The sequence below is a fragment of the Streptomyces kaniharaensis genome, assembly GCF_009569385.1.
GTDB classification, from domain to species: Bacteria; Actinomycetota; Actinomycetes; order Streptomycetales; family Streptomycetaceae; genus Kitasatospora; species Kitasatospora kaniharaensis.
Window position 1 is genome coordinate 6,073,557 of record NZ_WBOF01000001.1, and the last position, 22,121, is coordinate 6,095,677.

Below are 22,121 nucleotides of genomic sequence, written 5' to 3' on the forward strand. Positions count from 1 at the left end.
GACCTCGCCGACGATGGAGCCGTAACCGGGCCTTCACCGCATTCTGCGCCGCTGCCGCCCCGGTCGGGGCGCTTCACCGCGCCGGGAGGTCCGGCGATCGTGATGGTCAGTCAGGAGACGTGTTCGCAGGCGCAGTCGGAGTGAACTGCCAGGATCCCACCATTGACAAGACAGATCTGTCTCGTTTAGAAAGGGCCACATGAATGAAGACCGATCCGTCTTGTTACCTCACGAGGAGACGCCCGTGGTGACGCTCGAGGAACCGATAACGCGAGAACGTGCGATCGGCATCGTCCGGCAGTTGGCCGCAGCCAAGAACCACCAGGATGCTCAGGCTGCTGCAGCGATCTACCACCCTGAAGCCGTGCTGGAGTCACCCACCCTCGGTTCGCGTCACGAGGGCCCCGCGATCACGAAGGTGCTCGAGAACTGGTTCGCCTTCGCGCCGGACTACCAGGTGGACCTGGACGGCTACGCACTGGACGGGCGGACGCTGTGCTGCTGGGGGTACATCAGCCTCACACCGGCATTCACCGTCGGCGGCGCTGTACCCAATGGCGAGTCGGCCCGGGTGAACGCGTTCATCCTCTTCCGCTTCCGGGAGGGGAAGGTGCTCTGGGAGAGCTTCCACTTCGACGTCGCAGCCCTCGCACGGCAGTGCGGCGTCGCGGCGACCGACCTCGTGGGGGAGTCGTGATCGTCGGAACTCGTCGGCCCAGCCTCGCGACCATGATGGCGGCGCAGCACGTCGAGTGGGGATCACCGCTCCAGATCGTGCAGGTCGATCGACCCGAGCCGATGGCCGGCGAGGTGAGGATCCGGGTTCGCGCCACCAGCGTGAACCCCATCGACATGCATACCGGTCGCAACGCCGGTTACGAGCAGTCGATGCGCCTGCCGTTCATTCCTGGCTGGGATGTCGCCGGTGTCGTCGATGCCGTGGGGTACGGCGTCACCCGCCACGCCGTCGGGGACCGGGTCTTCGGGCTCGCCTGGTTCCCCTACCCCGCCGGCACGTACGCCGAGTACATGACCGTTCCCGCCCACCATGTCGTGGCGATGCCGGCCTCCGCTTCGTTCGCCGAGGCCGGGTGCATGCCCATGTCGGCGCTGACCGCGGGGCAGATGCTCGATGCCGCGCACGTGGAGCCCGGCGGTCGGGTCCTGGTCAGCGGAGCATCGGGCGGAGTGGGTCACCTCGCCGTTCAGCTCGCCGCAGACCGCGGTGCCGAGGTCGTCGCGCTCGCGCGGCCGAGTCACCACGCGACACTCCTCGGCCTGGGAGCTCACAGTTGCGTGGACTACAACGAGCCTGAGCAGATCGCCTCGGCGGGGCGGTTCGACGCCGTCATCGATCTCGTCGGCGGTGAGTTCGGCCGCTCGCTCTTCGACCGTGTCACCCGCGGTGGCTCGATCGCCCTCGCGACCGCCTGGTCGATCCCCACGTACACCGCTGATGGAGCCGACCGTGGGATCCGCGTCGCCTCGTGCCTCGTCGAGCCCGATCCCCAAGGACTCAGCCGTATCGCGTCTCGGATCGACGCCGGCCGGCTGCGGGTGGTCATCGGCGGCGAGTACGGTCTGACCCGTGCGGCCGAAGCACAACGGTGGGTGTCGGATCGGCGTGGCTTCGGCAAGGTCGCCATCGTGATGGACACCGAGGAATTCGAACGTGACTGACAAGCCCAAGCAGTTGCGCGGGGTCGCCGTGCGCGACCACCTGGTCGACACGGCGGCCCGGCTCTTCTACGAGAACGGCACGCACGCGGTCGGCGTCGACGAAGTCGTACGCCGCTCCGGCATGGCCAAGGCAAGCTTGTACCGGTGGTTTCCCAGCAAGGACGACCTGATCCTCGCCGTCCTCCAACGGCGCGATGACGACTTCTGGCAGCGATGGGACGCCCAGGCAGCCGCACACCCTGGTGATCCACGGGCCGAACTCGAGGCTCAGCTCGCCTGGATCGAGGAGCTCGCCACCCGAGACGGCTACCGAGGCTGCGCGTTCGTCAACACCGCGGCAGAGTTCGACGCGGGCAAGGTCGACATCCGCCGGCGCTGCCTCCAGCACGAGCGGGAGCTCGGCCGCAGACTTCATGAACTCACACAGCGACTTGACGTTGCCGACAGTGCCCTTCTGGCCGATCAGCTTCATGTCGCCATCGTCGGCGCATTTGCCGTCGGCGGGATCTACCCGTCCGGCGGTCCCGCCGCCCGCCTGCGCCAGCTCGCGCATCGGCTGATGGCGGTGTACCCGGAATCGGCTGCTCGTGGCTGAGAGTTGTGGGGCCATCGTGGTCGAGCCGCGTCGCGATGGGGAAAGCCAACCGCCTGGCCGGGGGTGGGGGAGGGCGACGCCGGCGGTCGGACGGCGGTTCACTGTCCCTGCTTCGTGTTGGGGCGGCTGACCACCAGGACCGCGACCCTCCGCGATCGGTACGCCTGCGAGCGGCAGACGTTTGTCGCAGTACCGGCGCCGGGCCGACCTACGAATGGGGAGCCGGGCGCCGCAGTTCGCGCAGTAGCGGATGCGGGCCACGTGCCGCCCGAGCTGTTGGCGGCCTGACGGAACCGCTTACCGATCGCTTCGAAATGGCCACGAGCAACCACCGGTAAGTGGCCTCGGATCGAGGCAGCACCAAACACCGTTCAGCTGGGTCGCGTTGCGCCCTGGTCCTGAAGGCCGGCCGCAAGCGCAACCCGCGGCCCGGCACCCGGCCGCTGAGCTGCGCGTGTTGACCCTTACCCCACGTCAGGCCGCACGGTGGGGCGCAGCGAACGCACGGATGCACGGATGTACGGAGGAGCAGATGAGCTGGTCGGTGGGACAGGTCTCCGGATTCGCCGGGGTCACGATCCGAACTCTGCATTACTACGACCGCTCCGGGCTGCTGTCACCCAGTGAACGCAGCCCGGCCGGCTACCGGCTCTACAACGGCGCGGACCTCGCCAAGCTCCAGCAGGTCCTCTTCTACCGGGAACTCGGCTTCCCGCTCGACGAGATCGCCGACATCCTGGCGGACCCGCAGGTCAACGCACTGGACCACCTGATCGCCCGGCGTGACGCCCTCACCGAGCAGATCGCGCGGCTGCAGAAGCTGGTGGACGTCGCCGAACGGGCGATCGAGGTTCAGCGGACCGGGATCGACCTCACCCCGGAGGAGCGGTTCGAGGTCTTCGGCGACGTCGTCTTCGACCTCAGCTACGCCGCCGACGCCCACCTCAAGTGGGGCGAACGGGAGGGCCACCAGGAGTCGCTGGCCCGCGCCGCCACGCACACCAAGGAGGACTGGCGGCAGCTGATGGCGGAGGCCGCCGAGTGGCGCGCACGAGTGCTGGCCGCCTTCGACGAGGAGCTCCCGGCCGACCATCAGGTGGTACTGGACCTCGCCGAGGAGCACCGGCAGCACATCACCCGCTGGTTCACGCCCTGCCCGCCCGAGATGCACTGCCGGATCGCCGACGACTACGAGGCGGACGCCCGGGCTTTCGCCCTCGTCGTGCCCCCGGCCGAGCAGCGCCCCGGCCTGGCCGGGTACCTCCGCAGCGCCATCGGCGTCAACGCTGAGCGGCGCACCGGGACGGGCCCGGAGGTGACGCGATGAGGATCCTCGTCATGGCCGCCGGATCGCACGGCGACGTGGCCCCGTACACCGGGCTCGGCGCCCGCCTCCGTGACGCGGGGCACGAGGTCGCCCTGGCAGCGCCGGAGACCTTCCGCGAACTGGTGGGCGGCAGCGGTCTCGAGTTCCGTCCGCTGCCGGTCGACCCGCGCGGGGCACCGTCCGAGCGGAAGGAGGGGCGGTCGGCACTGCTGGCACGGGCCGCCGCCTTCATCGACCGGCTCGGCGACGGGCTGGCCGACGCGGCGGCCCCCGGCGCCGACCTGCTCCTGCTCGCCACCACGACCGCCCCGCTCGGTTGGCACCTGGTGGAGGCAATGGACGTACCGAGCCTCGGGGTCTACCTCCAACCCACCCTGCCGACCAGGGAGTTTCCGCCGGTCGTCGGCCCAGCCCGCTCCCTCGGCCGGTTCGGCAACCGGGTGGCGGGTGCGTTCGGCCAGCGCGTGGTGGACCGGCTGCACACGGGTGCCGCGCGGCGGCTGCGGGCGCGGTTGGGGCTGCCGGGGTGTTCCCCGACGGCTCGACGGCGCGCACAGGAAAGGGCGAACTGGCCGGTCCTGCACGGGTTCAGTCCCACCCTGGTGCCGCGCCCGGCGGACTGGCGGGAGGGGTTGCGGGTGGTCGGCAACTGGTGGCCGCACGTGGCGGCCGACTACCGCCTCTCGGCGGAGGTCGAGGACTTCCTGCGGGCGGGGCCACCGCCATTGTTCATCGGCTTCGGCAGCATGGCGGCGGGGCAGGGTGAGCGTCTTGGCGCCCTCGTGGTCGACGCGCTGGGGCGTGCGGGGGTGCGCGGTGTCCTGCAGTCGGGTTGGGCCGGGATCGCGGCCGACGGGGACGATGTGCTGACGGTCGGAGAGATCCCGCACTCGCACCTGTTTCCACGCATGGCTGCGGTGGTCCACCACGCCGGCGCCGGTACGGCGGCTGCGGTGCTGCGGGCGGGTGTCCCGAGCGTCCCGGTCCCGGTGACGGCCGACCAGCCGTTCTGGGCCGGGCGGCTCACCCGGTTGGGCGCGGCTACCCGCCCGATACCGTTCGCCGAGCTGACTGCCGCCCGGCTGGCTGACGCCATTCGTCAGGCCGTGGAGGGCGGGGCCTTGCGAGGGCGGGCGGAGGCGGCGTCCCGCGCGATGGCTGAGGAGGACGGCGCGGCGCGGGTCGTGGACGCTGTGGCGGCGTTGGAGGACGGTCGCCAGCTGGTGAGTTTCACCGGGCCGTCCCGGCCCGGAGATGCATAAAGCATTCATATAAAAGTGCTATGCTTCAAGCATGAGCCGTCAAGATGCCACTCGTCGCGCCTCCACTGCAATCGGGTCGGCCCTCTACGGACTGGCCACCAGGGCCGTGAGGCGTCTTCCACGTGACCTGAGCCTCACGTCCGCTGCCACCCTGGCCACCCTGGATAGGACCGGCCCACGACGAATCACCGATTTAGCCGGGATTGAGGGTGTCACCCAGCCCGCGATGACCGTCCTGGTCCGGGTGATGGAGGAATCCGGGCTGGTCGAGCGGAGAGGCGACCCGTCCGATAAGCGGGTCACGCTGGTGTGGCTGACCGAGGCCGGCGCGTCTTACGTCCGCGCGCGGCGCCAGGCGGGCGCCCAGGCATTTGCGGGGTTGATCGACAAACTCACTGACGACGAGGTCGAGGCCCTGACGGCAGCCCTTCCGGCGCTGCTGCATCTCGCAGCGCTCGACAGCCAAGATCAGGAAGGGCCGAAGCAGTGACAGGGTGGTCACTCGGCAGGGTCACTGCAAACTCCGAGCCGTGGGCGGAAAGGGTCCGGGCTCGCATCCGTCCCGGCCTGTTCGACCACGTCACGACCGGGAGCCACCGATGAGCACGACCCGGGAGCACTCCGAGGCGCGGCTGCTGGTCCCCTCCCTGATGTTCATCGCCCTGGTCGTGGCGGCAGTCGCCAGCCTCGGGACGCCGCTCATCACCAGCGTGGCGACCACGTTCCACGTCTCACTCGACAGCGCGCAGTGGACGCTGACCATCTCGCTGCTGAGCGGCGCCGTCGCTACGCCCGTCCTCGGCCGGCTCGGAGCCGGCCCACACCGACGAGCCACGATTCTCGCCACGCTGGCGGTCGTCGTCGCTGGCAGTGCGCTCACCGTGCTGCCGCTGCCGTTCGCGTGGCTGCTTGTCGGCAGGGCGGCCCAAGGCGTCGGGCTCGGTCTGACGGCGCTGATGATGGGCGTGGCCCGCGACCATCTTCCCGAGGGGCGCAGCGCGGACACGATCGCCCTGATCTCGGTGGTCTCGATCATCGGGGCCGGCGTCGGTTACCCGCTCGCCGGGCTGCTCACCGAGTTCGGCGGGGTGCGGGCCGCCTATGGCCTCGGTCTGTTCGTCACCGCTATCGCCTTCCTGGCCGCGTGGCGCTCCATGCCCGTGGCTCCGAAAGGCCGCTCCGCTCACGTGGACGTGGCGGGCGCACTCGTCCTGGCGGGTGGACTGTTCCTCGTCCTGTTCCTCGCGAGCGAGACGAGTCTATGGAGCCGTCACCTCGCCGTGGCGGTGGTCCTCGCCATCGTTGCCGTGCTCCTGCTCTGCGTCTGGACCGCCTCCGAGCTGCGCAGTAAGGCGCCCCTGGTCGATGTCCGGGCGGTACGGCATCCGGCGGTCGCCGGGGCGAACCTCGCCATGTTCGTCGGCGGGATCGGCATGTACCTCCTACTCACGCTCATCACCCGGTACGCGCAGACGCCGCACAGCGCCGGCTACGGCTTCGGGCTGACCACCTTCGTCGCCGGGCTGGTCCTGGTCCCGTTCTCCGTGCTGGGGTTCGTCGCAGGCAAGCTCACGCCTCGGGTTCGGATGCGGATCGACGCCCCCTTGCTCTTGGCCGGCAGCGCCGTCGTCGTCGGTGGCGGGTTCGTCCTCTTCGCGGCGGCCCGGTCGAACCTGGCCGAACTGTTCGTAGCAATGGGCGTGCTGGGCTTCGGTGTCGGCAGCTTCTCGGCCGCCATGCCTGGCGTCATCCTGGCCGTCACCCCCAAGAGCGAGACGTCGAGCGCCATGAGCTTCAACTATGTCGTCCGTAGCGTCGGGTACTCCCTGGGCAGCGCCATGGGCGGCCTGGTCCTGGCCGCCGGCACCGACACCGGCCGTCTCTTCCCGAGGGACGGCGCCTACACCACGGCAGCGCTGGTCGGTATCGCCGCGATGGCGATCACGACCATGGCCAGCCTCGCTCTCGCCCGCCAACGCTCGCCCGAGACCAACCCGACCGCAGCCCCGACCGGCGCACCGAGCCAGGGCCGGTCCAAATCGATGACCGGCTCGCCGGAAGGGCGGCCCGAACAGGAACGAAAAGAAGCCGACAAGTAGGTACGAGTCACACCAGTGGGGTGATAGCCCTCGGACAGCGCGTCCCAGGAGAACACAGTGCCGGGGACGCCGCCCAGAACCCGTCGATTCCGAGCGCTACTCGCGGGCGAAGTCCCCGGTGAGGGGCGGCTCCGACGGATCGCGCCTGCCGTGGGTTTCCACGCGGCCCTGACGCGGTCACAGGCTCCGCTCCGGGACATCTACGTATGCACCGCAGATTTGGAGGACGAACTGATCCGCGCGCTCGGCACGGCAGCAGTCGAGGAGATCCTCCGGGCTGAGGGCGACTTCCGTGCCTGGCATTCCTTCCAGCGTCAGCCCGCACAGCACGGCCGGCCCCGGCATCAGCAGGTGCGGCGCTTCCTCGGCACGAAGAAGGGCCGCAAGATCCGCTACGGCCGTCTCCTCGTCGAGGCTCTCGCACCGGACCGGACACCGCCCCGCTCGACGGCCTCCTCGCGAGCCTGTGAGGGCGTGGACGGACTGCCGTTTCGAGCGCGCTCGACAGCGGACGAAGCGCGGGCGTTACCGACGCCGGGGCGGTACTGGAGCGCTGTGATCGTCAACGGCGGTGGCGGGATCCACCACGCGATCCGCGACGCGTCGGGCAACTGGTCATCGTTCCCAGACATCGCGGGCCAGACCGGTGACATCGGCGCCGTGGGTTCGATTTCGGACGCTGGTGTCAACGGCGACACGCACGTGGTCGCGGTCGGCGGCGACGGCCACATCTACCAAACTGCGCCGGCTGCGGCGACAGTCGTCACCGGAATGACGGACTGCTTGTCACCAGCGGGTGGTTGGCGTCCCGACTCGGCACTCGTGGGGGCTTAGGAACCGGGAAAGAGCCGACCAAGGTGGTAGTGCAGAACGGCAGTCGCGTCGCCTGCCGTGCGCTGGCCGAGCAGCACGCTCAGGCCGAGGCCGGCAGAGACGGACAGGAGTACGACGGCCTCCTGGCCGGCATCCACGCGTGGATCGGCGTCCCCGGCCTGCTGGGCGGCTTCGAGCTGCCCGACGAGGAACCCTTCCATCTCGTTGGGTGCCGCGAGGAACGGCTGGCCGCCGAGGGCGGGATCGGTGATGGAGAGCACCGCGTACTCGGTGTAGACGAGGTGGAAGATCCGGCTCTCTTCGTCGGTGGGTACCGCTTCGAGCAGGACCGCTTCGACGATGTCGCGCGGAGTCGGTGAGGAGCCTGCCGTCCTCACCCGGTCGCGGACCCGCTCACCCATGCGCGCCGTCAGGCGGTTGAGTGCGGCGAGCAGCAGCTGTTCTTTGGTATCGAAGTAGTACTGCACGAGCCGCACCGAGATGCCCGCCTCGGTGGCGACGGACCGCATGGTGACGGCGTGCAGCCCGGTGTCCGCCGCCGCGCGGAGCAAGGCGTCGATGATCTGGGCCCGTCGCTCGTCATGGTCCACCAGCTTTGGCATCGGGTTCCTTCCAAACTCTTTTATGGTACAAACATACCATCAAGTACTGCTGTTTCGCGTGTTGGGGGGACCATGACCAGAACAAGTGTCGGACGCTTCGTCAGCGAGGAAGCCCGCGGGAAGTTCCTCGAGGCGTACGACCGTGCCATGGAGCTGTGGCCGGGCCCGCGCGAGGAATTGGATGTCGAAACCGGCTACGGCACCGTCCATGTCCACCGCTACGGGGCCCGAACCGGCGAGCCGATCGTGCTCCTGCACGGCCACGCCGGACACGCCTCCAATTGGTACCCGCAGATCGCCGCCCTGGGGGAGAACCACCCGGTCTACGCGATCGACACGCTGGACGACCCCGGCCGCAGCGTGCAACGCGCCGTCGCGGCCGGCTCCGAGGAAAACGCGGCCTGGCTCGGCGAGGTCCTCGCCGGACTCGGGCTGGAGCGCGTCCACCTGGTCGGCCTGTCCTATGGCGGATGGCTGGCCCTCAACCAGGCCGTTCACGCACCCGAGCGCCTCGCCTCGATCGTCCCGCTGGACCCCGGCGGGATCGAGAAGGTCCCCGCGCGGTTCTACGCGCACATGATCGGCGGGCTGTTCGGAATGCTCGCCCCCCGACCGCTCCGACCCGCCCTCGGGCGCCTGCTCGCCAACCCCGCCCTGAGCTCACCGTCCGAGATGATCGCTCCACTGATGCTGGGCATGCGGACCTACAAGCCGAACACCCGCCCTGCGGCCAGACCGTTCACCGACGAGGAACTGAGCTCGATCCAGCTGCCCACCCTCGTCCTGCTGGGACGCCGCAGTGCCCTGCTCCGGCCCCGTCAGGTGCTGAAGCGGGTCACCGCGCTGATCCCGAATGTTCAGGCCGAGATCGTTCAGCGGGCCGGCCACGGCCTCAATCTGGAGCGTCCCGAACTGGTCAACGAACGCCTCCTGCAGTTCATCACCGCACTTCAGCCCGAACCCACCCGGAGCGAGTAACACCACCTGCCGCTGCCCGTGGTGACAGGAAACGCGCTCAGTTGACAGACAGCCTGCTCAGTCACAATCCGAATCCGGAACAAGATCACGAAGTGACACCGGAGCATCGGGCGCTATGTACCCGGACCGCCGTTTGGGTCCTGCGATGGAAGCCGCGGTGTCCCACCCCCGGCCTGGCCGGTCAGGCGGTGCGCGCCACGGGCAATGGGATGCGGCGCGCACCGCCGCGGCGCCCGCGAGGTTCTCAAGGTCCTCGCCCGCCGCAACCGCTGACGGCCGCATCCTCGGCCCCAGCCCCTCGTGCAGGTGCTGGGTCCACAAAACGGCCAATGTCCTGGACGCCACGCCGAAGTCGGCCCAGCCGGCGGCGAAGAAGGCGATCCAGGACATCTACAACACCGAGGACCGCGAGCACGCCGAACAGGCCGTCCAGACCTTGCCAAGCTCTACGGAGCGAAGTTCCCCAAGACCATTGCCAAGATCACTGACGACCAGGACGTGCTGCTGGAGCTCTACGACTACCCCGCGGAGCACTGGATCCAGCTGCGGACCACCAACCCGATCTGGGTGTTGTACTTCTGCCACCGACCGGGGAGTAGCTACCCCGTTCGGCGCTTGAAGCGGTCCGCCCTGACTCTGAACGCGATTGGCGCCTGACAGGTTGCCCTGGATTCGAAGTGTCGGGCGGTTCCGTGAGCGCGGGCCTCGAGTGCCTGGCTTGAAGAGAGCCTGTCCGACTCAACCCAGATCTGCCGACACCACGAGGCCCGCGCTCCCACCGTAGCCGGTTTCTGGGAAAGGCAGTGGAGTTGGAAGCAGGACATGGTGTCGGCGGGATAGACCCGCACAAGCACAGCGCCACCTTGGCGGTGGTCGACAGCCACGGCCACCTGGTCGACGTGGTCTCCGTCCCGGTGACCCCGGCGGGGATCGGCGAGCTCCTGGAGTTCCTCACCGACACGGAGCTGGTCATCGACCGGATCGGGGTCGAAGGATCCGCCGCGCTGGGGCAGCCCGTGGCCGTGGCGCTGTCCGCAGCCGGATACGACGTCCGTGAGGTGCAACCGAACCGCACGGCCGAACGCCGAAGGCGCCGGCGTCGCGCGAAGACCGACATCGAGGATGCCGAGGCGATCGCACGCGAGACCCTGGCCGATCCTCAACTGCCGCCCGCTGGCAAGCACGCGGCCCCTGAGGCGGCCTGGGAGGAGCTCACCGCGGTCCATGACTGGCGGGACTCGCTGATCCTGCAGCGCGTGCGCCAGCTGACCGAGGCAGAAGCGGTCCTGGTCTCGCTGCCGCTGAGCATCCGGTCGCAACTGCCCTCGACCAGCCGCGTACTGCCACAGCTCGAGATGCTGGAGACCTTTGCGGGCCAGTGGGACGGACTCAGCACGGTCGACCGGGTCCGACTGGACCGGCTGCAGGCGGCCCTGGACGACATCCGCCTGCTGACCGGCCGGATCAAGATCCTCGACAAGAGGATCCCGCCGCTGCTGGAACAGCTCGGCTGCACACTCACGGAGATCTGCGGCATCGGCCCGGTGACCGCCATGGACCTGCTCGTCGAGGTCGGCGACCCCTGCCGGTTCACCACCGAGGCCCAGTTCGCCCGCTGGTGCGGGTCGGCTCCCATCGCCTTGTCTTCCGGCGAAGGCCATGGGCCGGCCCGTCGCCATCGGCTCGATGTCGGTGGCAACCGCAACGTGAACTCGATCCTGCACATCGTGCACGTCACCCAGGTCAGATGCCACGAGCCAGCCCGTACTTACGTCGCGAGGAAGATCGCCGAGAACAAGACGAAACGCGAGGCTCGCCGGGCCCACAAGCGACAACTCGCCAACGTCATCATCCGTCACATGTGGAAGGACGAGGCCCTCCGGAAGACCTCGGGAACCGCCTTCCCAGCAGCCGCTTGACAAGAGAGCTTCGAGTCGACCTTCGCCACCGTCCGGCTCCGCACGAAAGTCACCAAGGGTGCCGGCTCGCGCGCCGCCGGCCTGGCGATGGTGTTCAAGCTCGTCGAGTCGGCCCAGGTCCGATGGCGGGGCCGTCAACGGCGCCCACCTCGTCCCGCTCGTCCGCCCTGGAGCCCCCTTCGAGCGCGGAGTCCTGATGGAGCGTGACCGAGCGGCGGCACAACTGCCACGATGCGCGGAAATCGATGGTCTCCCCGATGCCGGCCAGGCGATACTGGTCCGCCATGACGAGCGATGAACACTCGGCCGGTCCGGCGTTGCGACGAGTTCTGGCTAAGGCAGGCGGACTGGAACTCCTGGACCTGCTGGCCAACGGGTTGACCGGGACGGATCTGACCACGCTGCTCCTGGAAGTCTTCCGACGCCGCGCCGATCGGCTCACCCCGGCCGAGGTGATGCGGCGCTATCGCACCGACCGGTTCGTGACCCCGGCCCCGACAGGCTTCGCACAAATACGACGAGCCGAAGACTTCCTGCTCTCGGCACTGCCGGACGACTTCCAGATGCTCACCTTGGCTCCGCTCGTACCCCTGGCAGCGCACACGGCGGTGGCGACCGTCGACCCGCGCAAGGTCGTCGCCACCATTCGTGGCAGCGAGGTCGCAGCCGACCCGACCAATGCACTGGCCCTGGAGGCAGCCCACCGGAGATCCCAGGCCCTGGCCGCCGATCCCCGCTCGGCCGTGCCGGTCCGGATGGCCGCCAGCCAACGAGTCGTGCGCGCCCAGCACTTCGACGCGCCCGGCATGCTCGCCCACTTCCAACTATTCGCCCTGGTGACCGCGGGCCGGGACACCGGCAGCCGGACCTTCGAGCAACAGCACCTGGTCGAGCACCTACAGTTCGCCGTCCGGGCGATGGCACGTGCTGGAGTACGCCGGACCGAGATCCGCATCACCTGCCTCGACGAGTCCGCCGCTCCGATCCTGGCCCGCACACGTACAGAGCTGGCCGGAACACCGGGCATCGACATCATCGACGATCCCGACCGGGTGACCGGACGCGGCTACTACACCGACCTGTGCTACAAGATCTACGCAACCATCCATGGTCAGCAACTGGAGATCGCGGACGGCGGGTTCGTCGACTGGACCCAGCGCCTCACCGGAAACCGCAAAGAACGCCTCCTGATCGGCGGATTCGGCGTCGACCGACTCGCCACCATGCTGACGCCACCCACCGACACCGAACCATCACCTCCGCGTCAGACCAGCTAGCAGATCCAAGGGTATTGACAATTGCTCAGATTCGGCGAGCTGGTTGGCCTGTACGCCTACTTTGGGTCAACCTCGGCGACGGCCACGGCCCGACCCTTCTGACCAGGCACTTTACGTGCGACTGCTAGCCCGATCCGGCCGCTGGGACTTCTCGGGGACATTCGGCCGAGAGGCTTCCAGCCTGATGGAGGCGTACGTGCGCCGCAGAGCAGGGCCCTCGTCCGCGGACCACCAGACCGTTCTCGGCTTCGTTCTCCACTGGTCTCGGGGCAGCAGGATCAGCACGGCGCCGCTGGCGCCCGGCTACGATCGGCTCGGCGCATGGCTCGATGAACCCGCTGTGCGGGAGGTGATGCTGACGGCGCGCACGAAGCCGCTGCCCGGATCGGCACAAGCCATGCTGTTTGAGCTGCAGGGATGAGGTTGTCGGCAGGCGCAGTCCCGACCAGGCGACCCTGCGGCAGGGAGCCGTGCCGTCCTCCAGTTGCTGACCGGGCGGATACAGACCGGGAGGCCATAGGCTGACATGCCGTCACCGCGCGGCGGCGGCAGGTGCCGCCGCGCAGGTGGGGACTCCGACGCGGGTCAGACGCCGTAGCGTTGTCGGCCCTCCGCGCGGGTCGGCGCGACCAAGCGAAAGGTAACTATGTGTAGTTGCCGTGACTGAAGGTAGCGGCTAGCGGTCAGTCGTCATCACTGCCTGTTGGTCGTGTTCCCGCGGCATGCGCATGACGGTGACGGGTGGGGGCTGGCCATTCTTCGCGTCGGTTGCTGTCTGGTACCGGGGCGAGGAAAGAAGCGCGTGGTCGGCGCGACCAGGGTTGAGTACGGCGGTCAGGCCAGTGCGGTCATGTGGTCGGGGTGGTGGGCGGCGACGTCGTGGGCGGCTTGGACGAAGGCGGCGACGGCTGCGGATCGCGACGTCTCCGGCCAGGCGACCATGACCGCGCTGGGGCTGAGGCCGGTGACCGGCCGGTAGACGATGTCCGGACGCTGGTGCCGCTCGGTGGTGGAGCGTGACAGGAACGCCACCGCCTGCCCCAGCGCGACCACCTCAAGGAGTTGCTCGACGCTGGCCACGAGCGGCCCCTCAGGAGCGTCAGCCGGCGCCAATCCTGTGTGGCCATCGCCTGCTTCCGCTCCGTCGTATCCGGTGAAGTAGGCGGTGGTGGAGGGGGCGGCCCCCTTCCAGCGCGGAATCGGTTCACCCTTGAGGTCGGTCAGCCGCAGTCGCCGGCGTCCGGCCAGGCGGTGCCCGGCGGGGAGGACGGCCAGTCGCGGCTCGACCACGAGCGTCTGGGAATCCAGCCCTTGACCGTCGAACGGGCTGCGCAGCAGCGCTACGTCGGCACGGCCGTCCCGCAGCATGGCGATCGGCTCTCCGCTGCCGCCGACGACGACTTCAGGCGGCGGCAGATGCGAACCCGTTCCCCGGTAGGCGGCGAGGATCTCCCGCAGCAGCCCGGCATCGCCTCCCGGTTTGACCGCCACGACGAGCTGGGGTGTCGGCTGACCGGCCCGGCGTGCTCGCCGGGCCGCCGCGTGCACCGCGTCGACCGCGATCCGGGCCTGGTCGAGCAGCACCTGACCGGCGTTGGTCAGCCTCACCTGCCGGGTGGTGCGCTCCAGCAGGCGTACCCCGAGCCGGGACTCCATCTGAGCGATCGCCTTCGACAGCGGGGGCTGCGCCATCCCCAGGCGTTGCGCGGCCCGGCTGAAGTTCAGTTCCTCGGCGACCGCGATGAAGTACCTCAGCTCCCGCACCTCTAGCTCACTCATATCTGTGGACTATAGATCCAGAGTCTTCCGGTCTTTCCCTGACGCCCGTGGGTGAGGGGAGGCTGGGTGCCATGACGACTTCGCAGAAGACTGCTCTGATCACCGGCGCGAACAAGGGCATCGGCAAGGAAACGGCGCGCAGGCTCGCAGCCCTCGACATCACCGTGCTGATCGGCGCCCGCAACGCCGAACGTGGCGAGGCGGCGGCCGAGGAGCTTCGCGTGGGCGGCGCCGACGTACGGTTCGTACCGCTGGACGTCACCGACGAGACCTCGGTCCAGGCCGCCGCCCAGCACATCGACGCCACGTTCGGCCGCCTCGACATCCTCGTCAACAACGCCGCGATCGCCGCCGGACCGCAAGAACCGAGTGAAACCCCCGCCGCCACCGTCCGGCAGGTCTACGAGACCAACGTGTTCGGCGTCATCGCGGTGACCCACGCCATGCTCCCCCTGCTACGCCGCTCTGCCGCCGCACGCATCGTCAACATGTCCAGCGAACTCGGCTCCCTCACCCACCTGGCCGACCCCGACAGCCCGTGGTCCGCCTACTCCTCGATCCTCCTCCCTTACTGCACCTCGAAGAGCGCGCTGAACGCGATCACCGTGCTCTACGCCAATGAACTGCGCGCCGAAGGGATCCTGGTCAACGCGGTGAGTCCCGGCTACTGCGCGACCGACCTCAACCGCCACACCGGGATACGCACGGCGGAGGAGGGCGCGGCCGTGGCGGTTGACCTGGCGACGGCGGGCGAGGACGGCCCGACGGGCGCCTTTTGGGCCGAGGGCGGGCCGATTCCCTGGTGAGACCATGCCGCGCCGTCTCCGCCCGAAGCCTGCCGGGGTGTTTTCAACCTCCGCAGTGACGATCACTGGCCTCTTGTGCGGCGCCCATCCCCACGAGCTTTACTCACCCGCTGCCTTCCGTCGGGGTGGGGATGTGGGGGTGAGGGCTGTAGGGCACGCGGTGCGGGCCACGGTCGACCTCCCAGCCTTTGCCGTGGTTGACCATCGGCCAGCCGCCGGGGATCGAGGTGTCGGCGAGCCCAGGGTCGGTGGCGTGCCCGGCGACGATCAGGGTCAGGCCGGTCGCTGAACTCCGGCCGTGCCACGGAGAGTTGTCGGAGGGCCCGGGTTCACTTGGTGCGCTGTGGGCGGCGGCGGCCTGCCGTTCGCGTCGGTCGGCCGCTGCCTGGGCCGCGAGCGTGGTGCCGAGTTCGTCGATCCGTCGGCCGTACCTGCGCAGTTCGGCGGAGAGTCGCTCGGCCGCGCGGTCGGCCAGCCCGGCGCGCGCCTCGGCGTCGGTGGCGCGGTGCTCGGTCGCGGCAGGGTCACGATCGGCCCTGTCGGCGCCTGGGGTCTCGAAGTGCTGGGTCACGCGCGGAGGCCCTTCTGTTGCGGATCGCTTCGACAGAGGTTGCCTCGTGTATTGCCACTTATACGAGGCTAATGATCGTTAACGTACGACAGTAAAGCCGGTGCGGCGGCCCTGCTTACGCGGAGTGGGCAGCTTCGGTTGGCAGCGTGGCGGCCATCGGGGCGCTGCGGGCATGAGGGCTGTCGGTGTCCGCCCGCCCGGAGCCGGGCGGGCAGGGCGGCGCGCCGGTCAGCGGCCAGGCCCTGGGTGGACACGAAGCCGCCAGCCAAGTGCAGCGTCCGGGGTGCCGTCGGAGCGTGTCGGAGTCTTCCCCCGGTCAGCGGCGGTGGGTCATTTCCCCGCCGCCGCAGAAGACTTCCCCGCTGTCACAGTCGTAACGGCGGCGGGGTGTGGGTCAGGCTGCGCCTGTCGCGCAGGTGGTTTCGAGAGCGATGAGGCGGTTGGCGAGGGTGCGTGCCGGGCCGGTGAGGCCCTTGAGGATTTCCCGGGCGTAGGGGCTGCGGGGGTGGTGGGCGAGGTCCTGGACGGCGCTCCAGAGTTCGGCGATGCCGGCCAGGCTGTGCTGGACGTGGCGGATGGCGTCGTGGCGCCGGGCGAGGTACTGCTCGGCCTTCTGATGGGCGTGGTGCCAGTCGATGTCGCCTGCTTCGGCGGTTCGGGCGAAGGCCGGCGTGGTGTCGCCGTCGGCGAGGCGGATGGCGTCGATCTCCTCGACGCGTCGGCGGAGGTGTTCCTCCGCCTGTCGGGCGTCGAGGGCCGCGGTGGCGTCGGTGAGGGCGAGGTGGCCGGCGATGACCTGTTCGGCGAGGTCGGGGGCGTGCTGGCGCAGTCGTGCGTGCTGGGCGAGGAGGGCCTTGGCGTCGGCCTTTCGTCTGCGGACGGCGGTGTAGGCGGCGTTGAGGGTGAGGGTGGCGGTGCGGACCTGTTCGGCGAGGTCGGGGGCGTGTTCGAGCACGGTGGTGGCGATGGACAGTCGGGTGACGTTGATGCCGCAGTGGGCGGTGTCGGACGGGAGTGAGTGCGGGGAGAGTGAGCGGGCCATCGCGGTGATCATGGCGTGCTGGCCGGGGGTGGTGTTCGGCCGGTGGCGGTTGGCGGCCACGATCAGGCAGACCGGATCATCGCCCTGATAGGTGGTGAAGCGGGGTTCGACCTCGGCCAGTTCGCAGGCGGCGAGTCGGGCGCGGCCGTCCAGGAGGACACCGTCGGCGTCCAGGACGACGGGCTCGGTCAAGCCGTTGCTCTCGATGTCCTGGGCAAGGTCGAGGAGTTCGTCAGGGCCGAACATCGGAAACAGGGCGGTGACGGGGTGGACCTTCACGGTGGGGGAACTCCTTGATCGGAACAGGTGCTGGGGCAGAAGACGCCACAAACGGCCATATGGTTCAACGTCTGGCCCCGACTCGGCGCAATGCCAGCAGGAACGCTCCGGGCCGCGGGGGCCGTCTCCGGGCCGAACACACGAAGCGGCTCCACACGGCCCAGGAATGTCCGGGTGAAGCCGCAGTCGGTGCCGACTCCCCAAACAGTCGCGACCCTCGTCGTCCGTACGGGACCGGCACCCCCGCGCCGTCTCCCCGGCGCGGGGTGACCACCCAGCCCGACCACCAGAGCCCGGCCCCGGCCAAGGGGGAACGGCCAGCACCACCCGTAGCTGCGCCCGCTGCCGTCGAATGTGCGGCCCGCCGTCCCGGCGGCCGCCATCACCGAGCCTCTGCCGGACCGGCCGGCCGCCGAGATGCCGGCGTGAACCGCCGTCACACTCTCGCGCTACGTCGCCTGGTGCGTCATCGCCTCGCGGATGGCCCGGGGGCGCGCGGCGAGATCGGGTAGGTCGTCCGCGTTGGCACCGGCGCGGTGGTCGGCGATGAACCCAATAGTGGTTCCGTTCTGGTCCGCCGCCCAGGCACATCCGGGCACCATCCCGATCCGGTTGCCCCTGCACTTGAAGTAGCCGCGGAGCGGGCCTGCCGGAAACACCGTGTACGGAGTGGGGGAGGACCCGGGTCTAGGCGTCGGGTCGAGGAGACGGTCCAGCTCTCCGACCGGCTCGCGAACGAGCCCGTGGCACCGCCCACCACAAAGTCCGGCCTGTCACTGCCGGGCAGCCGGTAGGCGGCCACGAAGTGCTCCCGATAGCGGATTCTGTCCGGCGGGTCTGGGAACATGACGCGGTCCGCCTCTGCGAAGTGCCCTGGGCTGTCCGGCTCGCGGGTCAACTCACCGATGGTCTGCGGAGGATCCAGCCGGTAGCTCTTCGGGGCGTCGTGCCCGGCATCGCCAGGTCGTCGTGCCCGGGCATCGCATGCGGTACGGCGGGTCCCCGTTGAGGTCTACCACGGTGGCCGGCCGCGCAGCCACCGGCGTAAACCGCGAGCAGGTCGACCCATGGCCGCCGCAAGCCCCGGGGTCACGGACCGGCCAGCAGTCTCGGCCGGTGGGCTACTGCCAGGCGACCAGCCGGAGTTCGGACTTCACACCGGGGCTGTTGGGCGCGATGGAGCCGATCTTCTTGGGGGTGGCGCCGGGCGTGAGGTCGAGGCGGTACAGCTCGGCGACGTCCTTGCCCTGCCGGGACAGGAACACCACGGACTTCAGGTCGGGTGAGGGGGCGACGGAGCTGTTGTCGCGGTCGTTGTCGGGCAGGAGCTGCTCGACCTTCTGCACGGAGTCGAGGGAGTCCGAGAACACCACGCGTGAGAAGCCCTTGCCGACGCAGAAGAGGCTGTGGTCGTCGATCCAGAACTTCGGGGTGCACTGGGGGACGTTATCGCCCCCCGGAAGTGCCTTGTTGGCCAAGCCAAAGGGGATCGGACCGAAGCGGAGCGGCTCGGCGTACTCGTCGCCGCTCCCGGGCACCGTGGAGTCCTTGAGCCAGATCGCGCTGTTGTAGTTGTCTGCGGCGCCGGCCGCGGCGGTACCCGACGGATTGACGGTGACGTCCTTGAACTTGTCGCCGAGGGGCATCCGGGACCAGGGCTGGTCACCGGCGAGCACGAAGCCCCAGTCGTGCGACATCCCGTGGTCGGTGGCGGCGGTGCCCGGCTGACCTAGATCACGGCTCATCACATGCCGGTCATGCGTCTCGTACCACAGCGTCGACGTGCCGCTCTGGAAGGCGGGCGTGCGGTCCTTGGCGCCGACCGTGAAGGGATCGGCGGACGGGGCTCCGACCGGCGTGCCCTGTGGCTTGAGCGCGAAGGCGACGGCGGGACCGTCCTGGCTGCTCGCCCCGGACCGCGGAGGCGGCATCACGCCGGCGACCAGCGTGAAGTCCTTGTTGAAGGCCTGTCGGACGGCGCTCGGGACGCTGGTCTGGCCAGTGGGAGTGGAATCGCAGAGGATCCCGGTGTCCGCGCCCTGTGGGAGCAGGGACACCGTGCGGGCGACCTCCTGCCCATCGGTCATGGAGTACGAGGCGAGCGTCAGCTGCTGGGCGGTCGGGGCGCCGCTGTTGCCGCCCTTCAGGTCGCACCACGACACGGTGACGGTCCCGGGCGCGCCGACGGGCTTGGCCTGGGCGCTCGCGGAACTCGCGGGAGTGCCGGAGGAGCCGCCGTTGTCCTGGGAGCCCTTGGTGCCACCCGCACTGCTACAACCGGTGACTGCCAGGGCGATCGCGGCCGCGACCGCAGCCCCGCCGTAGTTCCGTGCACGCCAACGCATCGATCCCCACCCCTCAAAAACGATCAACGAGCCGGACGCTACCAGACCAGGGCGCGCAGCAGGACCCGATCGCAGTGGGTGTAGCCGCTCCACGGCACCAGGGCCTGTTTCAGAAGTAGATCAAGGTCGTGCGGTGATCACGTTTCATGGCTCGGGGAGATCTGACAGACACACAGTGGGCTGTGCCGGAACCTCTGCTTGCGGGGCATCAAGGCCGGTCGGCCGCCGGTGCACACAAAGATGCAGCGCTGATCAACAGGATACGGTTCCGGACCCGTACGGGCATACCGTGGCGGGATCTACCAGAGCGACGGGCCATGGGAGACGGTCTACGGGCTGTTCCGCCGCTGGCAGCGCGACGGCACCTGCCCTGATACGTTGATCATCGGCGCGGCTGGCGTACAGCGCGGTGCCGTGGGACCGGCCGCGCCAACCGGACACGTCGGGACCCATTCGCGCCGGCGGCGAGCAGCCCCGTGTGCGCGGGCCGGTGTCTGTACCGCGCCGGGTGCGCCCGCGGCGACGACGCGGGCGCCGAGTCGTCAGGCGGGCTGGACGGTGATTGTGCAGAGGCGCTTGGTGGCCCGGGTCAGGGCCACGTACAAGTCCCTTTCCCCACCGGGGCGCGCCGTGATGATTTCCTCGGGGTTCATGACGACGACCCCGTCGAATTCCAGGCCGCGCGCTTCGGACGCCGGCACGATGCGTGCGTGGTGAGCGATGCCCTGGGCCGTCAGCTCGCTCACCCTGGTGTCCGCGCAGATCACTCCCAGAAGCTCGCCCGGGTGCGCGGTGCTCTGGGCGCGGAGTTCCTGCACGACCGCGGTGACCAATCCGTCCGGAGGCGTGGTCACGGTACGAGGGCTCGCACCGCTTCGCAGTGACCGTGTGGGCTTCTGGTCCGGAGCGATCCGCGTGAGCAGGTCCCGGACGCTCTCCAGGATCTCCTGCGTGGTGCGGTAGCTGACGGTCAGGTTGTGCAGTTTGAACCGCGGTCCGACGGTGGGGCTCAGCGCTTCCTTCCAGTCGCGTGCTGTCGCGACCGGGCCTGACTGGGCGAAGTCACCCACCAGCGTCATCGCCCTTGCCGGGCAGCGGCGGACGATCATCCGCCACTGCATGGCGGTCAGTTCCTGCGCCTCGTCGACGACGACGTGCCCGTACGTCCGATCTGGGGAGCCGTCGACCAGGCTCGCCGCCTCGTCCAGCAACGGCACATCGGCATCGGTCCACGGGTCGTCCGGACCGCGCAGCAGAAGGGACCGCTCCTGCGCGGTCAGGCGTGGCAGGCGCTCGGCGAGAGCGCCGGCGTTCGTCAGGAGCGCCTTCACGAGGTCACCGGGTACCAGCCGCGGCCACAACACCTCGACCGCTCGGTCGACGCTGGCGTCGTCGAGGAGATCGGCTCGGATGGCGTCCAGGTCCAGCTCGTGGACCGGACCCGAGTCGGCCGCACCTTCGGCACGGCGCTGGGCGGCTCCCGTGAACCGGTCGAGGTTGATGCCCGTCATCCTTTCGGCATCGGCGTCGATCTGCTCCAGGAGGTCGCCCATGTCTCGTTGCACCGCGTCGGTGACGGCGTCGACCAAGAGCTCTTTGAACACCTGGCGCGCGGGGTTGTGCCCCGGCGCGGCTGTCACGGCGGCGTCGCGTGCCGTGGCGACATCCTCGCCGGAGAGGTGAACCAGTTCCTGTCCGACCCGCACGGTGAAGTCACCGGCGGGGGCTTGGTGGACGCGCAGCAGGCCGGCCAAGGCGTCGGCGAGGTCGGAGCTGCCCTTGAGCCGCGCCGTGTCGAACGGGTCCACCGTGTCCGTGGGCACTCCGGCCAGTTCCCGGCAGGTCGCCAGAACGACGTCGTTCTCTCCGAGCGAGGGAAGGACCTGGGAGATGTAGTCGAGGAACCGGGCGTTCGGGCCCACCACCAGGACACCCTCCTCCGCGGCGCGCGGGAACGCGTACAGGACGTAGGCCGCCCGGTGCAGGGCGACCACCGTCTTGCCGGTGCCGGGCCCGCCCTGAACCACGGTCACCCCGCGGTGGGCGGAGCGGACGATCTCGTCCTGCTCGGCCTGCAACGTCGCGACGGCGGCGTGCATCCTGCCCGTACGCCGTGCCGACAGAGCCTCGGTCAACGGGCCGTCCCCCACGACGTCCTCGTCGGTCGGGGCGGTCCCGTCCAGCAGTTCGTCGCTCACCGAGATGACCGTGCGCTCCTCGATGCGCAGGTGCCGGCGCCGCCGCAGGTCCATCGGGTGGACCGGTGTCGCCTCGTAGAAGGGCCGCGCCGCGTTCGCGCGCCAGTCCACGAGCAGAGGCAGGTCATCCTCCTCCGTCTGCAGTCCGATCCGCCCGATGCGCAGGGCCGTGCCGTCCGTCCAGTCGATGCGCCCGAAGACCAGCCCCTTTTCGGCGCCCTCCAGCCGGCCGATTTCCTTGGCCAGGCGCTCGGCGGCGATTTCTCTCTCGTATGCCTCACCGGCGCTGTCCGCCGGGGCCTTCAGCACACTCGCTCGGTGCACTCGCGCCTCGGAAAGCCGCTCGGTGAGCAACTCGTACAAGGAGGACACATAATCTCGCTCCGATTCAACCGCACGCACAGCGGGATCATTTATTTCCGACAACAGCGACTCCTTCGATTCGAGCCACACCATACGGTCAAAGTTCCCTAAAGGTAAGTCTTGACTTGCTTGGTGAAGCCATGCCCTTACGGCTGAATCCATGGC

The 22,121-nt window shown here is 69.4% G+C and carries 20 protein-coding genes and 3 pseudogenes; 17 read left to right on the forward strand and 6 right to left on the reverse strand.

The features are described 5' to 3' along the window. Positions 1 to 244: 244 nt before the first annotated feature. The 9 genes and pseudogenes from F7Q99_RS27110 to F7Q99_RS27150 all read left to right on the forward strand — a co-directional run bounded on the left by F7Q99_RS27110 (position 245) and on the right by F7Q99_RS27150 (position 7,797). Positions 245 to 697, forward strand: coding sequence for a nuclear transport factor 2 family protein (locus F7Q99_RS27110; RefSeq protein ID WP_326847152.1), 453 nt, complete (start codon positions 245 to 247; stop codon positions 695 to 697). Positions 698 to 729: 32 nt separating this feature from the next. Next, the gene (locus F7Q99_RS27115) at positions 730 to 1,680 is read left to right on the forward strand and encodes an NADP-dependent oxidoreductase (protein ID WP_153465569.1); all 951 of its coding nucleotides are present in this window, start codon (positions 730 to 732) and stop codon (positions 1,678 to 1,680) included. Then, the gene (locus F7Q99_RS27120) at positions 1,673 to 2,275 is read left to right on the forward strand and encodes a TetR/AcrR family transcriptional regulator (RefSeq protein ID WP_326847153.1); all 603 of its coding nucleotides are present in this window, start codon (positions 1,673 to 1,675) and stop codon (positions 2,273 to 2,275) included. The genes F7Q99_RS27115 and F7Q99_RS27120 overlap by 8 nt, the downstream gene beginning before the upstream one ends. A gap of 532 nt (positions 2,276 to 2,807) precedes the next feature. Continuing rightward, positions 2,808 to 3,602, forward strand: coding sequence for a MerR family transcriptional regulator (locus F7Q99_RS27125; RefSeq protein ID WP_153465570.1), 795 nt, complete (start codon positions 2,808 to 2,810; stop codon positions 3,600 to 3,602). Further along, complete coding sequence (locus tag F7Q99_RS27130) at positions 3,599 to 4,864, forward strand: glycosyltransferase (RefSeq protein ID WP_153465572.1); 1,266 nt, start codon at positions 3,599 to 3,601, stop codon at positions 4,862 to 4,864. The genes F7Q99_RS27125 and F7Q99_RS27130 overlap by 4 nt, the downstream gene beginning before the upstream one ends. 31 nt (positions 4,865 to 4,895) lie before the next feature. Next, on the forward strand, positions 4,896 to 5,354 hold the full coding sequence (locus tag F7Q99_RS27135) for a MarR family winged helix-turn-helix transcriptional regulator (RefSeq protein ID WP_230210331.1): 459 nt from the start codon (positions 4,896 to 4,898) through the stop codon (positions 5,352 to 5,354). 109 nt (positions 5,355 to 5,463) lie between these two features. Next, positions 5,464 to 6,963: an MFS transporter gene (locus tag F7Q99_RS27140; protein WP_153465574.1), complete on the forward strand. Its 1,500-nt coding sequence runs from the start codon at positions 5,464 to 5,466 to the stop codon at positions 6,961 to 6,963. Positions 6,964 to 7,137: 174 nt separating this feature from the next. Continuing rightward, positions 7,138 to 7,433, forward strand: a pseudogene (locus tag F7Q99_RS27145) (ATP-dependent endonuclease); the annotation flags it as partial. A 4-nt stretch (positions 7,434 to 7,437) separates the two neighbouring features. Next, a complete protein-coding gene (locus F7Q99_RS27150; RefSeq protein WP_153465576.1) occupies positions 7,438 to 7,797 on the forward strand; it encodes a hypothetical protein in 360 nt (119 codons plus the stop codon). Here F7Q99_RS27150 and F7Q99_RS27155 read toward each other — a convergent pair. Beyond that, positions 7,794 to 8,399, reverse strand: a complete 606-nt coding sequence (locus F7Q99_RS27155; protein ID WP_153465577.1) for a TetR/AcrR family transcriptional regulator — start codon at positions 8,397 to 8,399, stop codon at positions 7,794 to 7,796. The two genes, F7Q99_RS27150 and F7Q99_RS27155, sit on opposite strands and share 4 nt — an antisense overlap. A gap of 72 nt (positions 8,400 to 8,471) precedes the next feature. On the opposite strand from F7Q99_RS27155, the gene F7Q99_RS27160 reads away from it, so the two are divergent. The 6 genes and pseudogenes from F7Q99_RS27160 (at position 8,472) to F7Q99_RS27185 (ending at position 12,994) form a co-directional block, all read left to right on the forward strand. Further along, positions 8,472 to 9,377 (forward strand): alpha/beta fold hydrolase, encoded by a 906-nt coding sequence (locus F7Q99_RS27160; protein ID WP_230210332.1) that lies wholly within the window; start codon positions 8,472 to 8,474, stop codon positions 9,375 to 9,377. 304 nt (positions 9,378 to 9,681) lie between these two features. Continuing rightward, positions 9,682 to 9,941: pseudogene (locus F7Q99_RS27165) on the forward strand (transposase); the annotation flags it as partial. Between the two features lie 245 nt (positions 9,942 to 10,186). Next, positions 10,187 to 11,296, forward strand: coding sequence for an IS110 family RNA-guided transposase (locus F7Q99_RS27170; RefSeq protein WP_195911180.1), 1,110 nt, complete (start codon positions 10,187 to 10,189; stop codon positions 11,294 to 11,296). Between the two features lie 12 nt (positions 11,297 to 11,308). Beyond that, positions 11,309 to 11,594, forward strand: a pseudogene (locus tag F7Q99_RS27175) (IS256-like element IS6120 family transposase); the annotation flags it as partial. Further along, positions 11,581 to 12,573 (forward strand): hypothetical protein, encoded by a 993-nt coding sequence (locus tag F7Q99_RS27180; protein WP_230210333.1) that lies wholly within the window; start codon positions 11,581 to 11,583, stop codon positions 12,571 to 12,573. The pseudogene F7Q99_RS27175 and the gene F7Q99_RS27180, both read left to right, overlap by 14 nt. Before the next feature lie 184 nt (positions 12,574 to 12,757). Next, a complete protein-coding gene (locus tag F7Q99_RS27185) occupies positions 12,758 to 12,994 on the forward strand; it encodes a hypothetical protein (protein WP_153465581.1) in 237 nt (78 codons plus the stop codon). Positions 12,995 to 13,407: 413 nt separating this feature from the next. On the opposite strand, the gene F7Q99_RS27190 is transcribed toward F7Q99_RS27185, so the two are convergent. Continuing rightward, a complete protein-coding gene (locus F7Q99_RS27190) occupies positions 13,408 to 14,352 on the reverse strand; it encodes a LysR family transcriptional regulator (protein WP_153465582.1) in 945 nt (314 codons plus the stop codon). Positions 14,353 to 14,423: 71 nt separating this feature from the next. Between F7Q99_RS27190 and F7Q99_RS27195 the strand changes: the two genes are divergently transcribed. Next, entirely contained in the window at positions 14,424 to 15,158 is a 735-nt protein-coding gene (locus F7Q99_RS27195) for an SDR family oxidoreductase (protein ID WP_195911181.1), read from the forward strand. 103 nt (positions 15,159 to 15,261) lie between these two features. Here the strand turns inward: F7Q99_RS27195 and F7Q99_RS27200 are convergent, their stop codons facing one another. From F7Q99_RS27200 to F7Q99_RS27210, 3 genes are all read right to left on the reverse strand, one after another. Next, positions 15,262 to 15,729: a hypothetical protein gene (locus tag F7Q99_RS27200; protein ID WP_153465583.1), complete on the reverse strand. Its 468-nt coding sequence runs from the start codon at positions 15,727 to 15,729 to the stop codon at positions 15,262 to 15,264. Positions 15,730 to 16,123: 394 nt separating this feature from the next. Further along, entirely contained in the window at positions 16,124 to 17,050 is a 927-nt protein-coding gene (locus tag F7Q99_RS27205; RefSeq protein ID WP_153465584.1) for a ParB/RepB/Spo0J family partition protein, read from the reverse strand. A gap of 1,121 nt (positions 17,051 to 18,171) precedes the next feature. After that, positions 18,172 to 19,395 (reverse strand): hypothetical protein, encoded by a 1,224-nt coding sequence (locus F7Q99_RS27210; RefSeq protein ID WP_153465585.1) that lies wholly within the window; start codon positions 19,393 to 19,395, stop codon positions 18,172 to 18,174. Positions 19,396 to 19,541: 146 nt separating this feature from the next. Between F7Q99_RS27210 and F7Q99_RS27215 the strand changes: the two genes are divergently transcribed. Beyond that, positions 19,542 to 19,769 carry a transposase gene (locus F7Q99_RS27215; protein ID WP_230210334.1) on the forward strand — a complete coding sequence of 76 codons (228 nt, stop codon included), beginning with the start codon at positions 19,542 to 19,544 and terminating at the stop codon, positions 19,767 to 19,769. Between the two features lie 168 nt (positions 19,770 to 19,937). Here F7Q99_RS27215 and F7Q99_RS27220 read toward each other — a convergent pair whose 3' ends face one another. Then, on the reverse strand, positions 19,938 to 21,965 hold the full coding sequence (locus F7Q99_RS27220) for a HelD family protein (protein ID WP_326847265.1): 2,028 nt from the start codon (positions 21,963 to 21,965) through the stop codon (positions 19,938 to 19,940). Positions 21,966 to 22,121 lie beyond the last annotated feature (156 nt).